Annotated in this window: 10 protein-coding genes; 1 reads left to right on the top strand and 9 read right to left on the bottom strand. The window is 53.0% G+C overall.

What is annotated here, in order from left to right:
* Positions 1 to 110 precede the first annotated feature (110 nt).
* Positions 111 to 242, top strand: coding sequence for a hypothetical protein (locus OOT55_RS13070; protein WP_265366296.1), 132 nt, complete (start codon positions 111 to 113; stop codon positions 240 to 242).
* Positions 243 to 332: 90 nt separating this feature from the next.
* Here OOT55_RS13070 and OOT55_RS13065 read toward each other — a convergent pair whose 3' ends face one another.
* The 9 genes from OOT55_RS13065 to brxC are packed head-to-tail and all read right to left on the bottom strand — an operon-like array spanning position 333 to position 19,468.
* Positions 333 to 2,429 carry an AAA family ATPase gene (locus tag OOT55_RS13065; protein ID WP_265366295.1) on the bottom strand — a complete coding sequence of 699 codons (2,097 nt, stop codon included), beginning with the start codon at positions 2,427 to 2,429 and terminating at the stop codon, positions 333 to 335.
* 10 nt (positions 2,430 to 2,439) lie between these two features.
* On the bottom strand, positions 2,440 to 4,488 hold the full coding sequence (gene brxL, locus OOT55_RS13060) for a BREX system Lon protease-like protein BrxL (protein ID WP_265366294.1): 2,049 nt from the start codon (positions 4,486 to 4,488) through the stop codon (positions 2,440 to 2,442).
* Between the two features lie 12 nt (positions 4,489 to 4,500).
* On the bottom strand, positions 4,501 to 6,999 hold the full coding sequence (pglZ, locus tag OOT55_RS13055; protein ID WP_265366293.1) for a BREX-1 system phosphatase PglZ type A: 2,499 nt from the start codon (positions 6,997 to 6,999) through the stop codon (positions 4,501 to 4,503).
* Entirely contained in the window at positions 6,996 to 8,876 is a 1,881-nt protein-coding gene (locus OOT55_RS13050; RefSeq protein WP_265366292.1) for a DUF262 domain-containing protein, read from the bottom strand. The genes pglZ and OOT55_RS13050 overlap by 4 nt, the downstream gene beginning before the upstream one ends.
* 20 nt (positions 8,877 to 8,896) lie before the next feature.
* Positions 8,897 to 12,400 (bottom strand): BREX-1 system adenine-specific DNA-methyltransferase PglX, encoded by a 3,504-nt coding sequence (gene pglX / locus OOT55_RS13045; RefSeq protein WP_265366291.1) that lies wholly within the window; start codon positions 12,398 to 12,400, stop codon positions 8,897 to 8,899.
* A 4-nt stretch (positions 12,401 to 12,404) separates the two neighbouring features.
* Positions 12,405 to 12,938, bottom strand: coding sequence for a hypothetical protein (locus tag OOT55_RS13040; protein ID WP_265366290.1), 534 nt, complete (start codon positions 12,936 to 12,938; stop codon positions 12,405 to 12,407).
* On the bottom strand, positions 12,935 to 14,167 hold the full coding sequence (locus OOT55_RS13035) for an AAA family ATPase (protein ID WP_265366289.1): 1,233 nt from the start codon (positions 14,165 to 14,167) through the stop codon (positions 12,935 to 12,937). The genes OOT55_RS13040 and OOT55_RS13035 overlap by 4 nt, the downstream gene beginning before the upstream one ends.
* Before the next feature lie 8 nt (positions 14,168 to 14,175).
* The gene (locus tag OOT55_RS13030) at positions 14,176 to 15,846 is read right to left on the bottom strand and encodes an ATP-binding protein (protein ID WP_265366288.1); all 1,671 of its coding nucleotides are present in this window, start codon (positions 15,844 to 15,846) and stop codon (positions 14,176 to 14,178) included.
* 40 nt (positions 15,847 to 15,886) lie between these two features.
* Complete coding sequence (gene brxC / locus OOT55_RS13025; protein WP_265366287.1) at positions 15,887 to 19,468, bottom strand: BREX system P-loop protein BrxC; 3,582 nt, start codon at positions 19,466 to 19,468, stop codon at positions 15,887 to 15,889.
* Positions 19,469 to 19,499 lie beyond the last annotated feature (31 nt).

Below are 19,499 nucleotides of genomic sequence, written 5' to 3'. Positions count from 1 at the left end.
TGATCGACGCCGCTCATAGTGGAGGCGGCCAGGCCCGGCATATCAGGCGATTCCTTCTTGGCCTATATAATGCGAGCCGCTGGCCATTCTAGTTGAACCGACTCAGGGCCTTGGATACCGAACTGCAACAGGCAGCCTTGCAGGTTCTGGCGCTGGACTGGGATGGCCGGGAGGTTCACACCTATCTGCCGGGTGGTGATCAGTTGTTTCAGGCTTGGTGGGAACAGGAGTCGAAAGCGTGATTGGCTTGCTGGACTATACTGATCAAAACCTACCCAGCCTCCTACCGGGTGTCGTGCGCCCAATGTGCCAGTCGGATGTGTGGAGGAGCTTCACTGGACCTCCTGCAGAATCCGATCACATTCAGAGATGACATACTCCGGAATTGTATCAAACCTTGCAGGATCAAGCTGGCAAATAAACTCATTCTCAATATGATATGTTTCATTGATAAACTTCTGAACAACAGAATTCTCAATATCCAGATCTAACAGGCGAAAAATCTGAAGTTTTTCATACCCATTTTCGGAAGCTCTATAAAGCGAATTCAGCGCATTGACATCAGTAACTCGATTCAAAATGTCAGAGTATGAAAATCCGTTCAGAAAGCCCGATATTTCATTGCATCCATTGGAGAACTTGGCAGGCGCCATTTCCGGATAATTGTTATCTTCCCCTATGGGTTCTCTGGTATCAATTGCACGCTCTCTCTTGTGCAGAATATTGGAGAGTACTTGATAAGCATCTCCCTTGTCGTCAGAAATTTCAAAATGACGTCTCATGTAAATCAGCTTGATAACATCATCCTTGTCAGAGGCGAGAGCATTCTTGCAAATCTGGGAAAAGGTTTGCATATCCTCTTTTCTGATTACATATTCAATTAACTGGCCAGCTTCAAGCCTCAGAAACGATGCCGAAGTCTGATTGCTGAACTTATGCGCAAGAGACTTAATGGTATCGATAATTGGCTCCACATCATGTGTAAGCATCAAAACTGTTTTATTCTTCAAGCATGAATCAGCTTTTCGACGGAAAAGCATTTCGAGAATGGCATACTTTTTGTTCTTGTCAAATGAAGAAATTGGGTCATCCAGAATGATCAAGTCCGGTTTTCTTGACAGACACTCATACATGAAAAGAACGATGGCAAAAGCATTTCTTTCACCAAAACTGAGGTGTTGGCTTCCGCCGCTGAGATATTCCTCGTGATCGGCATGTCTCAGTTTCAGTTGTGACTGTTCGCCTTCACCTACTATCTCAACCTTATATCGGTAACCTGCGTATGAGAGAAAATTGTTAATGTCGATCTGATGCCGTTCGACCGTTCTCTTCATCTCGCTTCGTTGCTGACTGATCTTTCCCTGAAGTTGGCCGGCCTGTGCAATTACTTCGTCGATAGAGTCGTTAATCGGAGTGATGGCTTCCAGCATCCTTTCTGAATTAAGCTCCGAGAAAAAAGCCAGGTCCAGTTTATAGGCAGGGAGTTTTTCAGAAACTTTTTCACCGTCTTTAAATTGGAACGCAGAAAGTGTTCTAAGATTTTCTAGCTTCTCAGTGAAATTATCGATTTGACTCTTTACCGAAGCAAGAAATGCTTCGTGTTCTTTTTCAAGCCCGTCCTTCAGCTCTGTAATTGCCTTCAGTTTACCCTTCGCCTCTTTAGAAAAGAAGTCGCCCAACTTTTCGATCACACCGATTATGGCGATCAGGTTCTTAATCGTATTTTTATCATATTCTTCGCCAACCTTCTTGATCTGATCCTTCTTTTCAGCTACATGTGAGGTGCAAAATGGACAACTATCAGATAGTTTCGAAAATTCGTACCCCTTTGTTTGCCAGTCAATCCAGTTAACACTGTTTTCGCTTTGAATGAACGGTGTATAAGACTCAAGGCCAGAGGGAACATGTTGAATTTTGTTGCCTGAAGATAGTCCTTTCATTCCTGTCGAAGATTTGGACAAGCCGGATTTGGTCAACTTGAAAGCATTTCCCATTTCCTTGAGGGTAGTTATCAAGGTTTCCAATTCTTGATTTCCGGAAAATAGTTGTTTGATGTCCTGGATCAAACTTTCAATTTCCTGCTCTTTCTGTCTGTAGGCGTCTGTTCTAATCAATATATCAAAGCTGTTGCTGAGCAACTCATCAGTTTTGAACACAAACTGACTGACGTACTCCTCGTTGAAGCACATGACAGTATTGATGCTATCTGTGCCGGTAACTTCAGGTGTTATTCCATCTGGATTGGATTTTCTAAGCTTAAATGGGATGAGTTCATTTAAATTTGAGCCTTCAGTCGTACCGAGGGTAATTGCCCGAGCAATTGAGCTTTTTCCGGTTCCGTTTGGTGCGAACTTTATGTTCAGCGTATTTTCAGAAAGAACCAAACTAGCCCAATCAATGTTATTGCAATTTTTAATCTCGATATTCATTTCGCGCTCCCTAAACTTTAATAAACGTCACCTCAAAGGCCTTGCTGGAGCGAAACTGCTGCAGCCGGTTGGCAAACGCGAAGGCTTCATTCATCTCGTAGTGCTGGAAGATGTCCAGCCCTCGATCCAGTGAAATCTTCCAGCCGTGATCTGTAACGATATGACGGGCGTGAATGGTGCCGCTTTCATCAAACTCCCAGGTGAAGTCGATGCCCACGGTGCGAGCGGATTCCTGGATCTTTTCAAAACTCTCGTCTTGTAGGTCACCCTTGAACTCGTCCCTGACGGTGACGAGGTGAACCGCCACTTCATCTTCTTCCGCCTTGTTCTTCACGATGGCTTCGAGAAACTCCATGAAATTGCGGATCTGGTAGAAAAGCCGAATGTAGGGGTCTGTAACGGTGATCTCACTGGCTCCTTTCAGGTATGCGCCAAACAAACCGTCGAATGAGATGCCTTTTTGATTTTCCTGGAAGGTCAGGTGCTTTTCCTCCAGTACGGGTTCAGAGGCGCGGGGCTCTTTGGGCTCGCCAACTTTAACGTCTGCTGCTGGCTCAGGGTCTACCCCCCCGTCATCAGGGGTGGACACCGTCTGGTGGTAGTAACCCGGGTACTCTTCTTCCTCAAGTGTCGTGACCAGTATTTCCTGGCCTTGTTGATCCTGATAAGAAAATCGGACTTCGCCGTAGGTGGTGTCAATCCGCTGTAACTGGTCCTTGACCCGCTTGCGCCCCTCGATGGCAAAACGCAGCACTTCTTCAACCTCATCCCTGGTTGCTCCGCCCTGGGGAAACAGGATCTTCATCAAGCCGGAAAAGGTCTTATTGATACCGTCCCGGTCACGGGTCGAGATATCCGAAGAAAGGGTAAAGTACTCCCGGTACTGATCGGAATAATCGTAGTTCCGCATCGAGCGCAGGATTTCTGCGAGGTAGTCCACCACGAAGCCATAGCCGTCGGAGAACATCTCGCCCCGGATGATATCGACCTCCCACCCCGGGATGTAGAAGTGGATTCGGTCCAGAAAGGCAGAATCGTAGAACTTGTCCGGCAGCTCATCGAACAGGTCCGAATGCTTCAGCATGTAAGGCACGGTATGCCGGGTGTTCCCCACGAACACCATGGACGCCTCGGCGCCCAGGGTTTCCACGCCCCGGGAGAAGGACTTGTTGGCCATGTAGTTCTTCATGATGTCGACCAGTGCTTTATCGACGCGTTTCTGCTTGCCGGCGAACTCGTCGAAGGCCACGCAATCCCAGTAGCCCACCAGGCCGATCTTGCCGCTGGAGTTATTCACAAACAACTTGGGTACGGTGACTTCACCACCGGATACCAGGATCCCATGGGGCGAGAATTCAGAGTAGACGTGGGATTTACCCGTCCCCTTGGGGCCAAGTTCAATAAGGTTGTAGTTCCGCTCGCAAAACGGGATCAAGCGGACCAGCTGGGTCAGCTTGCTGCGCTGTCCGAACATCTCCGGGTTAAAGCCGATACTCTGTATCAGCAGGTCAATCCACTCATCGGTGCTAAACTGCTGCCGCGCGGCAACGTAGGCGTCGTAGTCGAAGTGAGATAGCTGAATCGGCTTGAGGGTGGACAGGATCCAGGGGCTGACGTTCTGGTCTTCAGAAAATACGTATTCGATGTCCGCGATGCACCAGACACCGCTCACCAACAGTTTGGGGTGGGCCTTCACGGTTCCCGAGTCCACCAATACCTTCTTGATCCCCAGGTTGGAAAACTGCGCTTCATAGGCGTCCGTCTTCTCATTCAGGGCCACACTGATCTTGTCGATGACCTTGTAGCGCCCTTTTTCCTTGATATTCGAGCGCACCAACCCGGCCTCGTTCCGGTGGACATAGTGCTTGGCCAGAATCTCCTTGACCGTCTCGATACCAGTCTGAATCGTGGCCTCGTCGTTAGTGGCGCAGTATTGGCCGAGCAGATACTCCAGCACGTATGAGGGAACGATGGCGTTGCCCTTGACCGTTTTCACCAGGTCTTTGCGCACCACCAGCCCTGGGAAGTGTTCGTTGATCTTTTGGTCAAGCGTGCTCATTGGCTATAACCCTCAGAAATCAAAATCGCTGGTAAAGGACCGCCGCATCAAATACCTGAGCGACTTGTATTCCTTGTAGTGGGAGGTGCCGGCGTGCTGTTCTTCCAGCTTTAGGAAGACCTCCTGGCCGTTGGCCTCGTCCGCCTTGCGGCTGAGCACAAAGCGCACCTGAAGCTCCCGCTCGCGGGGGTTCTCCGAGGTCAGGTCAAACGACAGTTCGTGACTGTCCGAAATCAACTCCCCTGACTGGGTATAAATCCCGGCCCGCAGGTGGCGAGGCTGTACTTTCTCGGTAACCGGTCCGGACTGATACAAGGTGACGGCCAGTTGGCCGGAAGTGATCACCGAGCTGGACCCACGCAGGATGTCCACCTCAACGGCGCTGACATCACTCTGGCGCTTCTTGTTAACCTTCAGGACTGGAATCACAACCTCCTGAAGGGATGCGCCGCCATGCACAAAGCGGCTGCCAGAGCCTTTAAGACGCAGCCGGTTGATGGACTTGGGAATCTGCACTTCCATCTCGCCATCCAGCCCAAGCTGCTCGGACGAGAAGTGATGGAAGGCCGGAGAGGCGGACAGCCCCTTACCCAGCACGAACCGACGGTCCCGGTAGCGAATATCATCGCCAAAAACGGCATCGCCCAGGAAATCACTCTCATCCAGCTCACGGTTCTGGTAAATAAAGCCATGGTCAGCGGTGATCAGCAGGTTATTGGCGTTGGCCGCCGTGAGCTTCTTGATCAGACGAATCAGGTCATCCAGGGTTTGTTCTGCGGCTTCAAAGGCCTGCCCCTCTGAGTGCATCTTGTCGCCAGTGTGGTCGATGCGGTTGTGGTAGATGTACAGCACATCATTACCTTTGAGCAGCTCACGGCTGTCTTCCCGGTTGAGCTGCATAAAATCCTCAGCCTTGACGGCCTGGCCCCGTCCATCCAGGGCGGCTTGCAGGATCTTGGTACGGTTGACCGTACCCTGTGAGCTTTGGCCATCCACCAGTACCGTGCCGGTATCGTTGTCGGCAATCGCCAAGGACGTGTTGGGCAGCAGCGCCGCCATACCGAGCTGGGTATAACTGGGCAGGGTCGAGAGTGCCGGTTCGAGCTCCGCGCTGTAGCGATCTTCCTGCCGGATAAGGCCCAGCAGCTCGTCACCAATCTCGTAGCGCATGGCGTCGGAAATGATCACACAGATCCGCTTGTCCTTGCGCAGGTACGGGCGAACCCAGTGCTCGAAAAAGGCTTTTTGCTGAACGACCGGATAGGCCTCCCAGCGCGGCGCGGCATCCACGTGAATCTGGAAGCCGTCGCCCAGCTTGAGCAGGTAGTTGTTGGAATACAGATTCTCCACCTGCTCACTGAGATCGCCCATCAACGATGCCTGACCAGACATGCGCACATGGTAGGTAAACTTGCGGTAGAGCTGATCCAGCTGGAACCAGGAGCGGCTGTATCGCTGAACGCCTTCGGAGAGGCTATCCATGGTGAGACGAGCCTCACCCAGCATCTGGACAAAACGGGCCGCAAACTCAATGGCTTCATACAGGTGGCGAAACTCCCCGTACCAGTGGCCCTGGCGCCGCTGCCGTACCCACAGTGCCACATCACCGCTGGTCACCGTGCGGCCAACCACCGCCCGCACTAGGTCACTGATAATCTTCTGGTCGATTAGCCGGAAGTAATCGAGCTCAACCAGGTCTCGGAAGTCCCGCTTACCGAGATCCTGCTCAATGCCCAGGACCTCGGCACACTCGGCAGACAGGGTTTCAAACCCCTGCTCGAACTGCCGGCTGTCTTTCCAGCGTTTGAGGAACACCAGGGCGTCGCCGGTCAGTTTGACATCGCCATCGGTACCCATGGCGTAGCAGGACTTGAACAGCTCGATCACAAAGTCGCGCAGGCTGGGTTCACTGGCCTCGTAGCTGTAGAAACGGGTCAGCTGTTCCCAAAGGAAGCTATCCAAGCCGCATCGTTCGATCAGCCGGATGCCATCATCACGGTCTTCCGCCAGTTGCTGCAGCAGGGTTTCCACCACCGAGTCCATACGCGGCTCGCTACCGGCACAGACAGCCAGCATCTTCAGGCGAAGCTGACCGGCAGTGTCATCCGATTTCAGCAGCTTCTTCAGCGCCTCCTTGCGCTTGATCGCCTGGAAAAACTCCGCGTGAGCCTGGGCCACCTCGGCAAACTCCAGGCCCAATTCCAGTTCGGATAGCCAGATGGCCACCTGGTCGGTCCGGAACTCGCCGTGGGCCAGCTGTACGTCCAGCAACCAGTTATCCAGATCCTCCGGTTGCGGCCCCTCCTTGTACAACAAGAATCTCTGTTCCGGTGACTCCCGAAGGATGCGATATTTCAGGCCGTACTCGTTGTTGGCGATTTCCAGCTTCTCCACGTGCGGGATGGAAACCGTCTCGAAATCACCGCGCAGCTCTTGCTTGGTGTCGTACCAGAAAATGATCCGGTGCTTATCAAACAGTCGCGTCAGAGCCGTTTGAATCTGGCTGCTCATGAGACCACCTCTTCCAGCTCTTCGTCTTCACTGTCAGCCACACTCTCCGCCGCCAACGGCGCGGACATGTAAACTCGGGATATCAAGCGCTGTTTTAGGGCTTCTCGCCTTGCCAGATAGAACGCCTTGAATGAAGTAAATTCCAGATCCACATTCTCGATGAGCAGATCACTAGGGGTCAGGTGCACATTCTGGTCAGAAAGCCATTCCTTCAAAGGGCGGTCTTTCTTCGCAAGGTTTTGCGAATGATTCAATAGGTGAAGATTGGGGATCGCATTCCAGTGGACTGGATTACGATAAAACGCCATCAAATGCTCGTCATCCTGTAAGAAGCTAGCTTTATTTAGCAATTTCTTGTCAAAAGCTGCCCTTGGGTGAAGGTGATCAATGTGAAATACCTCTGAAACGTTCATTTCCGGGAACAGCAAATGCAGTAACGCGCGGCAGCGCCCCTCTCCGTGCTGCGTTTCCAGCAGTTTATCGAGGGTTTCTTCATCGAAACGCAGATCCTTGTTCGTCGCTTTGTAACGCTCAATGATGGCGGGCAACGGGAAGGTATCGTCGGTGAGGTGTTTTACTAGAACATCCCTCATGCTGCTTAAAATGGAGTCAGCCTGACCGCCGAAGACCCCTTTCAACAGCGCCATGTAAAACCACTGGCTGATTACCGCACGTTGCTCATGGCATTTCGCTAGATTATTAATTTTCCTGAAGAGCGGCTCTCCTGAAGAGCATTTTTTATACAAGTAGTAACAGATCGGAATAACAGCGTTTCTGGAGGTCAGGGACTGCGGCGTAATACCGAACCGCCGCACGAGGCGGAATGTTTCGGTAATACATTCTTTGATCTCGGGCCACTCTTGCTGGATTCGAGCAACCTGCTCGCCCTTGAAATTTCTCACTTTGAAACGGACATCGGCTTCCGTGAGCATCAAGCAGGTTTTCAACAACCAGTCACGCTCTATGTAGAAACCCATCTCCGTGTTCTGATGGATGTGCTGGGTCAAGTCGTCAAGCTCTTTCCGAAAATCTCCATCCCAGTGGGCAACGGCAATCGACATCAGCAGGTCAGAAAAGTCCAGCTTGGTGCCTCCGCTGTTGGTTCGGATAAATACATCTAAAACATGGTCGATTTGCTGACTGTTCTCATTGAAGTAGTGAATGATCCGCTGGGAACGGATCACGTCATAAACTTTCAGCAGTGTCTTTCGGGCAAACGTATTTGTGCTGAGTCCTCGTCGCTCGAGCTCTGGCATTACCACCTCCAAAAGCACATCATCGCTACTTTCGTGGTGTGGATACCTGAGTATTTCATGCATGCAAAGCCAGTGGTGGGCCGGGGTCTCTGCAGCCAATGAGTCTTTATATTGCCGATCTGTGAGGAATCGGAAGTTGTAATACATCAGTGATTCATCGTCTTCCGATTCCAGTGGTGCTTTCAGGTCCAGATACAGTTTGCGGGGCGGCAACATCTTATCGTCGCGAGTGCTAGGCCACCAAACTCTTGGCTTCTTGTACGCATATGTACCGCAAAGCCCAATGTATAGGGATGTAAGACGCTGCTGGCCATCGATAACTGCCCTGAAATCCTTATAACTCGCATTGGTTGAGACGTGAGGGTTTTCCTCACTGAAACGTTGGCAGTAGGATTTCAGGAACTCGTAGAATTTGTAGTCGTTCTTGATGCCATCATCCTTGATTTCCCACATCATGAATGTGTTGATGGGGTAACCCCGCATGATGGAGTCGAACAGCACGCAGATCTGATGGCTGCTCCAGACGAACTTCCGCTGTATTGCCGGCAACAGATAGTCTCGCTGATTAATGGCATCAATCGCGTCTTTGATAGTAATGGCCTTTTCGTACTCACCTGCCATGCCGACAGCTCCTTACTGCTTCAGGACAAGCCTGGAATTTTCTTCAAGGCCTCGCCAAATTTCGGATAATTGGCCTTCACCCCGTCATCGAGATCAATTTCCACCTGTTCGGTGGCCAAGGGGTAAAGTACATCCCGCTCGTAGTCATCCAGCTCGGCTAGGATTTTGTTGATCTTCTCGATCTCTTTCAGGGCCTTGGTCTTATCACCCTGGGAGGCCCCGGCGCTGATACTGACGGCCTCCAGATGGTTTTTCCGGGCTTTCAGTTTCTCGTCTTTGAAATCCCGCAAATACTCCAGCACCGTGCCCACGGTGTGGGGCTGGTAGCGGTGCATGTAGATCAACGCATTGAATGAGCCTTTGGGTGAGGAGAACAGCCAGTAGATGGGTCGCTTCTTGTAACGGCGCACGTGGTCGTTGTAGAAGTCCTTCAGGAAGTACTTGCGAATATCCTTGCCCAGTGCCTGCTCGACAAAGCGGAGGTTTTCCCCATAGTGCTCTTCGCCAAAGGCGATGCGCAGGAATTCACGGAAGCGTTCGGTGATGTCGTCGGTGAACCAGTCGCCATCAAGCATAGGGATGACATTGTCATCGTCCGCCGGGAAGCTCGGCTCCGGAACCCGCTTCAGATAGTCCTCTATGGTCTCTCCCTGATTGGCCAGGATCAGCCCCGGCTCTTCCAGTGCATAGCGACCGAACATACAACCCACAGCATAGGAGATGAGTTCCGCCGTGGTGTCAGCACGCAGGCGGGTTTCCCGATCTTCCTCAGAGCCTTTTACCCCATAGCGGTAGGCGGGGTTGCAAGTGAGTGTGATTTCCTCAAGCGGTACCTCGGGGGACAACTCGTCCTGCAGACCATAGGCTTCGATGAAGATGCGGTTGTTCTCTTGTTCCAGTCGCTGCATCTCATTCGTCATATCCTGCCAATGGGTGCGGAGGCCGGTATAAGTAGCTTCGAGCGTCTCCGCGCGGTAATCACGCAAGAGCAGTGGAAGGCCGGAGAAATCCCAAGAGGTTTCATAGGCATCCCAGTCAGATTTGGCAATGTCAATTAGTTTCGCTGCACGCTTTTCCGCACTTGATTCCTTGTCGAGTGACAGCGCTACGGGCAATGCGCCGATGGTTCCTGGCAAATAGTTGAGAGTCGGATTTATTAGCGGCAACAAGCATTCGGTGACTTTAGAGCATAACAATCCTACAACTGATAATTCGGATATATTGCCCGTAGGAAACGCGTTTGCCGAAGCATCGTTGAAGAGGAATCCTTTGGGTTGAATGCGGGCGGATATTGGGCCAGTGGAAATTTTGGTCCAAGTGGCAGCACCCAAGAAGACTTTATCCAAGTTGAAGTTGTGAGCGAGAGTTCGATCCCCTGAGGAATGCAGACGTGTTTGCAATTCGTGTCCATCCCTGGACCAGTCGAGGAGGGTCTCATGGTTCCCATACCATTTTCGATATTCACCGCCCTTAGACTGTGGAAACCATTTCTTGCCACTCTCAGCAGCTGACGCTCTGTCGAATCCGATGCCCACTCTCATGAAAGACACCTCAGCCCAATTCCGGATATAGCGATTGTTATCGCCGGTAATCAGTCCAATCCGCGTATCCACTTGAGCGGATAAAGGCGGGTATTGCGAAAATGTCAGAAGCGTTGATGGAGAAGCCCAATACGAGATTGGGCTTCCGGGAATTGAGCGAAAAGATGTCGAAGGGATGCGGTAATGCTCCCTGGATAAAGCAGACTTTAACGCTTCACTTTTCTCTTTTTCGTTTCTTCCATCCACAAGTCGGATGAAGTCGCCATTGAAGGAGTTATCTGCACCTAAACGGATTACAAAGGCCGTGGTTGAAACTACAGCACCTCCGATGGAATCGAATCCACGTTCGCCAATGTGAGCGAGAGTGAGGATTGTAGATTTCTTCAATAGGCGGGAGCGAAGCTTTTCAAAAGCGGATAGGAACATCCACGATTGCATATTGATCATTGCTAACATGCCGGTTTCGACGCATAGATCCATTCCGCGAACCATAAACATAGCGAAGAGGTCAGCTTTCGCCGAAGGAAAGCGTGCAGCCCCCCAAGTTTTCAGACCTGGGTTCAACCCGCTTGCCGCTGCATACGGTGGGTTGGCCACCACCACGTGGTACTTGGACGACAGAGCATCGGCCATGCGCAGCACAGCTTCCACGCGTGCCTGAACCTCCCTCATAAGCAGGTCGGAGTTGTCACTCTGCGCCTTCACTACTCGCAGCGTATCCGCTGGATGTCGAAGTTTCGGCACAATCAGTGAGCCAAAGTTCTTGGCCTGGTCGAACTGGTTCAGCGTTTCGCGAAACTCATCTGTGAACAGGTTCTTGCCTACCAAGGCAGCTACATCTTGCATTTCAGCCTCGGTGAAGGTTACGTTCTCCAAGACGACAATATTGGGCTGAACCGGCTTCCGAAAGAACCGCCGATGCTTGGCACGCGCCTTCATGGTCAGAGCAAAGGCTGCCAGCTCCCCAGCACGCTCATCGATCTCGATTCCATAAAGGTTATTTGTGATAATCTTCTCCGAGATCTCAGCAGGCTCGTAGCCTTCCTCCTCGTATATGGTGTAAAGCAGGTCAAAGGCATAAGTCAGCATATGCCCTGAACCGCAGGCTGGATCACAGATCTTTATCTCTTCTGGACTGTTAATTCGAATAAAATCGGCTTCGGCTTCCTCTGGCTCGATGTAATAATCCATCTGCTCAATCAAGCCAGAGTCCGGTCGGTTTAGCATCCAGAGCCGTCCCAGCGAGTTTTCCACCAAATAGCGGACAATCCAGTGCGGTGTGAACAGCTGGGTCGCTGCTGGGAGGTTATCGGGAGTGATTTTCCTGTTCTTCTTAAGATCAGCAAATACCTGGTCTTTCTTCTCGGAGATATAGAACTGATACAGCCAGCCGATCACCTCAACATCTTCACAGACATCCGGCGTCATGGCCTCGCGGGTATAGGCCAATATCGAATTGCCTGACAGCAAGTCATCCGGCATCAAAAGCTCGGTGTAATCGTCAATGCGCTCAAACAGGAACGGCATCGCGCTGTACCAATAGTTACAGGCGGCTACAATCAGCAGGCGATAGGCCTCCCCCTGGGGGTCCTGACTGGGTGTTTTGCCATCCAGCAGTGCGAAGATCTTCTGGCGGGTTGACTCCGACACCATTTCTTCATCGATATGGCCCATTTTGGCATCAGCCAAGATTTCGGGCTGGAACTGCCCCTCGGCAGGGGAAACAATGCCAATGCGGTTGTAACGATTCACGTCCATAAAACGCAGGGCGCAGAAGCGGTTGAACCAGATATAGGCCACCCGTTCGATAATCTGCTCTTTGCCTTGGTCGGTTACCGCCTCTTCCAGCTTTTTAATCGCTTGTGGCCTTTCTCTCCGGGCGGGACTCTCATCGGCGAGTACTAGTTTGAGCTTGGCTGTAACCTGTTCGAGGAGGCTGCGGCGAGCGAATTGGGCGAATTTTTTAAGTTTCGATGTTTCCATCTGATTATGCTCCTTCAGCATCCGCCAAGCGTGTAACAGGCCATTTGGGAAAGTTTTCGTTCCACTTCTGCAGGTTGACGACATGACAGCTGGTGGCCAGTGACTGAACCCAGCGCGAGGAAGCTTTCCCCACAGGTAGCTCCTGCTTCAATGACTTTTGCATATGGCCATTTAAGGCATTCTCAAAAGTGAGAAGACAGACATAATGGACGGGTTTATCCACTTTCTGTTCGGCGTGTCTATAGAGATAAGAATCTCGGAATTTATATTTGAGGTAGTTTTTTAGCCATTTAAAACTATCTTGCCTTGCTTTCTTCTGCTCATCGTTTGCCGCATTGCGGACATCATAGATGGACGGATCGTCATAGTCTTTCAACTCCACATAGACATAGGCCTCTTCAAACTCGGCGACTATGTCGACCCCTTTCATGGGAGCGCCATGAAATGTAGGTTTTGAACGATCTTTTTCATCGAACACAAACGCATCCAGTGCATCAGTGAACTGGAACTCAAAGCCGTCAGCAGCTACAACCTTCATTTACCAAGGTCCCCCATATCATTTTCAATTTCTTGGTTGATGAGAAAGCCGAAAGCTTCATCTATGGGGTTTGGAGCAATGTCTAGATAGTCATCAACTGACGATACTTTTATTTGTTTACTATCAGAGTCGCGAAATAAACTGTGAAATCGGACATGGTCCTCCTTGCCTTTGTCTAGGAGCAAGTCAAACCACTTGAGTAGAACGTAATCATGGGTTGCCACTACCACTTGCTGTCCGTTTCGCGCCAACTCAAATAATACTTCCACGACCAACTTCATGAGCTTCGGATTAAGATTGGATTCTGGTTCGTCCCATAGCAGCACCCCGCTTCGACCAGGATCAAGCTCATGATTTTCAAGCAAAAGCTGTAAGGTCCCTAGTTTACGCAGACCTTCCGCCGTCATGTCTGCTGAATCACGGCGGCTAGCACGGAATGTCAACTGGTTATAGTTTTTACTTTCTTTATCCTTGACTCTTTCATAATGTCCAGTTTGAAACGCAATGGCCACCTTTCCGGAAAGTTCCGAAACGTTAAATCGTCCACCAAGTAGCTCAATGAGTTTAAGGTAGATCGAACCAAATCTCGGGTCTTGGTCGATTTTGTCTTCTGATTTGAAGGGGGGCTTTTTTGCCAGCTTTTTAGCAATATCGAGGTAGCTCTGGTCAAATAGAGCCTGTAGAGTTTCGCTATTCCCTTTACTTGCCAAGATGCCCTTCATTAATGAGAGCACCTCTTTTACAGGAATGAAATTTGGCTCTCCTACTACTGGCGTGCTGACAAATCTCTCTTTTGCCAAGTGCTTTGAGTTCGCTGAAAAATTGACATGTAAGACTTGGCCGTTTGCGAGCTGACAAGAAAGCTCGGCCTTTGATTTTCCATCATCACCAACTAGCCCTTTCAGAGAGTTGCTCAAGGGCCGATAAAGCCGTAGCATTTCTTCGGACGTCGCATCTTGAAGCGCAAGCGATTTGTTGGCGAAATACAGCGCTTTCAGCAACTGTGTTTTGCCGGTACCGTTTTCACCAATGATCACGTTGATCTTGGGTGAGAAATCGATGTCCAGATCACCGAATGACGTAAAGTTTTTGAGTTCAAGCCGGTCTATCATCATTACTTCCCGATTGTTCACTATCCCCTGATCCAGCACCCGGTCGGCCACTGCCCTCACTTGCATGCGGAAATACGCGCGGCGCTCGTATCCGCTCGTATTTTTCGTGCGCCGCACGTATTTTATCAGCTTCGCTCATATCGAGTCCCCTTCCCCTGGCCTACCGGGCGTATCACACCCTTGTCTTTCAAGCGGTTGAGCAGCCGAGTGGCTTGGAAAGGGCTGATATGGCACAGATCAGCGGCATCCGCTCGTTTGATGCTGCCGTGGGTATCGATGAAATTCAGCACCATTTGCTCCTGTTGGATGGCATCGAACCCCGCCTGGCGAACGTAGGCCGCCTTCTGTCCCGCCCCCCGGTAAACCTTGGCGCTCAGGGTGTAAGTGCGGCCCTTGCCGGTGCCGTGGGCTTCCACCATGCCTGCTTCCACCAGCTTTTCCAGGGTGCCCCGGACCACGGTTTCGGGCTTTTGCACGGATTTGGCCAGGTCCGCCGTTCTTAAGCGCCGCTCATTGCGCAGCCGGGACAGGATGATCAGGCTGTCGATGGGCATGGCGGCGCCGGTCTGTTCCTCACGCTCGACGATCATCCGCAGGAATTCGGCGTCCGCGTCCGCTGCGCTCATGCGCACGGAGACGGTGTGAGCGGACGACATGGAGTAGTCGGGGGCGGTGCGCCCGTAGCGGAGCATACCCTCGAAGATCCGGTCGATGCCCCGGCCAGTGCGTTCGGCAAGGCCGATGCGCTTGATGATGTCAGCCAGCAAGGGGTTACGGGAGCGAGGGTCAGCCACCAGCAGGTTGTCCAGATTAACGCCCTCCACAAAACCACCGGGATTGCTGATGTTAAGGCCGTCGTCGTCCAGTTTGACGTGCACGGCGCCCAGGGCGCTGTAGTCGCGGTGAACCAGGGCGTTCACAAAGGCTTCCCGGAAGGCCCGGCGGTCGAAGTTGGGGATGGGCACGCGAAACAGCCCGACCTGAATCTCCTCTTCCTCCACCCGGGCGCGAAACAGCAGTTCGACCTCTTCAAAGGTCTCCAGCAGCGGTTTGCGGTAGAACTCATTGACCAGGACATCGGTACCGCGCAGCACCTGGAAGGCTACCTCGTGGGAGGGCAGGTGTTGCCGGAGCTGCATGTCGCTCCCCAGCAGCAACAGACCTGCAACCGTGGGGCGGCGCATGCCTCCCACGCTCACAGTCAGCCCCAGGGCGCCGTCCAGCTCATCGTCCGCCAGGGGCATCAGGCTCTGGTCGCCGCCGTACTTCTTGATGGCGTTGCGGATCCGGATGCGCTGAATCGGGTCCAGGTCGTCAACCGCCAGGTTTTCCACCGGCAAGGCCGAGGGGTCCGTTACCCCCAGACTGGACTGGCGCTGAACAAACTCATGGGGGTAGAAGGGCACGGCCTCCGGAGTGCCGTCCATCCTCAGGCGCCGACGTTGCAGCAGGCCATCCGAGGTGGACACCAGCTGCCGGGACTTGGGCACCTGGATCCTGGCGATGGGTTGCCCTTCCAGCTCAAGGGCCTCAACGCGCACGGCCAGCGAGGGAATGGTCTTGTTGGCGATCAGTGCGGGCAGGCCGGCGAGGTTGCGGTGGTTGGCATGCAGCCCTGTCGGGGTGCCATCGTCTTCAACGCCCAGGAACAGGTCGCCGCCCTCGGTGTTGGCCAGGGCCACCACCGCGGCCACCAGATCCCGGTCCGGCAGGCTTTTGACGTCGCTCTTGAACTCGACGGCAAGGCTTTCGCCGCCGCGAATGAGCGCCTGGATTTCCTGTTCGGCTTCGTGCATGGCTATCCCCAACTTTGACCGATTAGACGGTTCGGCACGCTTAGATCTGGACCTTGCGCCCTTGCTGGACTTCAACCAGCAGGGCCTCGCGCAGGGCATTCAGATAGCGGTCCACATCCCCCTCGTCGGCCAACCAGGCCTTGTCGAACGCGACACGGAGGTTGCGGGTGTGAACGTAGTCGGCTGCCGATTCCTTGACCTCATGAGGCCCCCCGTTATCCTGGTCTTCACTCTGGCTACCTGGGGGCTGATCGGGGTCGTCTGCCGGTGCTGATTTCTGATTGGCCAGCGCCACCATTTTGCCCAGCAGCTTCTGGTAGCCGTCTTCTTCAAAGTACCGGGTCCGCTCCTTGATCACGGCAATCAGGCGCTCCCGCCCGAGGTAATCGACCAGATCCCGGAACGGTTTATTGAGTTCCTCCTGACGGGGCTCCGGCAAGGACTGATATTCGTCCATGCTTTGCATGCGTTCCTGCATGGTCTTCAGGGACGTTTCTGCCTGAGCTCGGGTTTGCTGTACTTTCTCGTCGATGCGCTCCTGCAGGCTATCCAACTGGCCCTTGAGCTGCTGAATGCGATTTCCTTTGTAGCAGTTGGGGTCGTTCAGGATGGTGCGGATCTGCTCGATCTCATCCCCGGACACATAGATAAAGTTGGGCTCCTGGCTCTGCAGGAAGGACCGAGCCTGGTTATAGATGTCTTTTTGTGAACCGCCCATAAACTTGCGGATGGGGTCGATGACATCCTCTTTCAGGTCCAGCAGTTGATCTTCCTGCTTGCCCAATTCCGTCAGGTGCCAGGTGTAGGGCTTTCCGGCGACCTCTTTCAGCGCCACCAGGGCAGGTTTCAAGGCATTAAGAAACGGGTACTGGTCGACCTGTGCTACCCGCCGGTCCAGGTCGTGGTACATGTCCTGGAAGGCTTCGCCGGCCTCTTTACCCAGGGCCTTGGCTTCGCTGCTGCGGGGCGGGCTGTCGAAAAAGTCCTCGTAGAACGACTTGAGGGCTCGGACCTGAGAGGCGGTGAACTCAATCTGTGGTTCCAGCACCACGTTGCCGTGGCCGTGAGTGTTACGCAGGGCGCGCTCCAACTCGCTGTCCTCCAGGATGTTACCGTCGAGACGAACTTCCACCTTGCCACGGGCACAAAGGTTGGCCAGCGTGCAGAGAATCGCGGCGTAATACCAGCCGTAGGGTTTGCGTTCGAACTTTTCCAGCAGGCTCTTGAGGGTGGTGCGGACACCGCCCCGATTGTTGCTCTGAATGAATGCCAGCACCTCTTGCTCGGATTCCGCCAGGGCCGTGGCGTCATTACCGAAAAGGCCATCGTCTGTGCGGTTGAGGCAATTGCTGATGTCGCCTTCCGTGTAGGAAACGCCGCGCAACATGCGGAGGTTGGGGTAAGCCCTTGAGATCAGCTCATGGAAGCCCCGAATAATGCGGGTCTGGGGGTCCTCATTCGCCACTTCCACATCGGCGCCGCCAATGAGCAACTTGGACTTGCCAATGAGGGTGTGAACCTGCTGCCGGAGCCTGGCCTCGCGCTCACGGTTCTGAAAGCCCTTGTCATTCAGGATCCGCTTAACGGCTTCCTGCTGGGTAACGGAAATGTTCTGCTTGATGTACTTCTCGGTGCGCTTGAACATGAGCAGATCGCGCACCAGGCGCTCGTCCGACGGCATGAGCACAAACAGCTCGTCCGCCTTGTAGGTCGAGGCTGTGCGTAGCATCTGCTCGTTGTCAGTATGCTCGTGGAACGGGCTGATGACATTGATCGAGAGCTCGTATTCACGCCCATGCAGACGATCATCCAGTTTGCGCGAATAGGAATAATCCTGTCCCTGGTTTTGGGAGGAGCCGGCGTCATAGCGGATCTTGCGCTGCTTTATGACAAAGTCGAAAACGATCTTTTCCAACTCGTCCGCAACGTCCGATGACTCAACCTCTGTGTTCTTGATCTCCTGCTCGACGTCCTTTTCCTCGTCCGTCAGGTACTCGTACTGGTCGCCGTTGCGCTGTATGTAGGTCTGTTGCTCCAGAAGACTCAGGGCTTCTTCGACCTTGGTGCGAAGTGCCGGCAGATCCTGATCGAAGGCATCCAGCATCAGCACGCAAAGGTTGCGCACCGTGGGCTTGAATTCCTTGACATATTTGACCAGGAACAGGGCCTTCAGCAGCCGGATGGCGAAGGCATTATCGAGGTGGTTCTCGGCCTGAATAATCGCCCGCTGTATTTGTGATTTCAGTGCAGAGCGGATGCCTTCAAACATCAGGTCAAAGGTGGCCAGCTGGCCCACCTCATGGTTGCCGATGTGGATGGCCACCTGCTGGAAAACACCCAGCATGGAGCGCTCACCGACGGAACTGTGTTTACCCTCGAAGGCGTTGTGCTGCGACAGGTTCTGGATCGCCGATTGAAACAGCGCGAACTGGTAGGGGACGAAGGGGTAGCTGTGGATGAAGTGGTCCCTGTCCCGGAAGTTCCGGTAGGTGGCCGATCCATCCGCGAAGTCAAACAGGGTTTTGAAGTTGTTCGCCTGTGCGTGATAGACGTCCGACAGCTGATTGACGCCTTCTTCGGTCTTGGTTAGCAGGCGCTTCTGGATGACCTCCGCCACGTCCGCACTGGACAGCTTCATACGGTTATTGAACCGTGCCTGAATTTTCGAGAAGTCGTGGCCCTGCTGCTTGCCCATTTCGCCAACCACGTTTTTCATTTCTTCCTGGGCGGTGACGATAATCCAGGCCCGCCCCCGACACTTGGTGGCGAGGCTCTCGGCAATGGTTTGCAGGTTGGTCATCAGCTTGGTGTTGTCGGCAATGTACTGGCCGACCTCGTCCACAAAGAAGTTCAGGCGGAACTCTTTGTGGCCACCCTCTTTTGCCTGCTTCTCGATATAGGTGTTCACATTGTCCGCGAAGTCTTCAATTGAAACGCGGTATTCGCTGCGGTACTTGTCCAGAATGCCCGCTGCCGACTGCGGGTCGCCACCGGTCACAGCGGCGTAGGCTTTGGCAATATTCGGGCCTTCCAGAAGGGCTTGCTCCCGGCCTTTCTGCCAGGGGCGACCGGCGATGGCCTCGTACTCGGCTTTGAACTGTTCGTACAGGCCACGGCCGTCCAGATCGCGCTCAAACTGGGCAATGTGCCCTTGTTTGCCGTAGTAGCCGCACATTTCGTCGAAGACTTTAACGAACACGGCCAGAAGCGCATCGATTTGGGTTTTGCTGATGACATCGGCTTTCTGGTCGATGTTGAACAGAATGCTCTTCGCCGGAATTGAGACAGCTCGCTTCAGGTCGCCCCGGAGAATTTCATTCTCACTGCACTTGGGAAGGAACAGGTCCAGGGTAGTAGCACCGTCCATCTCCCGGTTTTCAAGCAGAAGGGCCAGCATCTTGAGGAGGTGCGACTTACCTGAGCCGAAGAAGCCGGATACCCAGACCCCGTTCGCCCCTTCGTAGTTATTGTAAGCGTCCAGGAACTCTTCGAGGCGTTTCTCGACTTCGTTGGTCAGTACGTATTCTTCAATTTCGAGGCGAAGACTGGCTTCATCGTCGGCTTTGATAACGCCTTCAATGGGGCGGTCAACGGGCTTTAGAAAAATATTCTTCAATGTCATTGTACTTTCCCTTAATGATTACGCCTCGAAT

This window comes from Marinimicrobium sp. C6131 (assembly GCF_026153455.1).
Lineage (GTDB): Bacteria > Pseudomonadota > Gammaproteobacteria > Pseudomonadales > Cellvibrionaceae > Marinimicrobium.
This window is presented reverse-complemented; position numbering and strand designations above follow the sequence as displayed.

Excerpts from the sequence above, each read along its gene's own strand:
- brxC (WP_265366287.1), bottom strand. The coding sequence starts at position 19,468 with ATGACATTGAAGAATATTTTTCTAAAGCCCGTTGACCGCCCCATTGAA.
- OOT55_RS13030 (WP_265366288.1), bottom strand. The coding sequence starts at position 15,846 with ATGCACGAAGCCGAACAGGAAATCCAGGCGCTCATTCGCGGCGGCGAA.
- OOT55_RS13040 (WP_265366290.1), bottom strand. The coding sequence starts at position 12,938 with ATGAAGGTTGTAGCTGCTGACGGCTTTGAGTTCCAGTTCACTGATGCA.
- pglZ (WP_265366293.1), bottom strand. The coding sequence starts at position 6,999 with ATGAGCAGCCAGATTCAAACGGCTCTGACGCGACTGTTTGATAAGCAC.
- pglX (WP_265366291.1), bottom strand. The coding sequence starts at position 12,400 with ATGGAAACATCGAAACTTAAAAAATTCGCCCAATTCGCTCGCCGCAGC.
- OOT55_RS13065 (WP_265366295.1), bottom strand. The coding sequence starts at position 2,429 with ATGAATATCGAGATTAAAAATTGCAATAACATTGATTGGGCTAGTTTG.
- OOT55_RS13050 (WP_265366292.1), bottom strand. The coding sequence starts at position 8,876 with ATGGCAGGTGAGTACGAAAAGGCCATTACTATCAAAGACGCGATTGAT.
- brxL (WP_265366294.1), bottom strand. The coding sequence starts at position 4,488 with ATGAGCACGCTTGACCAAAAGATCAACGAACACTTCCCAGGGCTGGTG.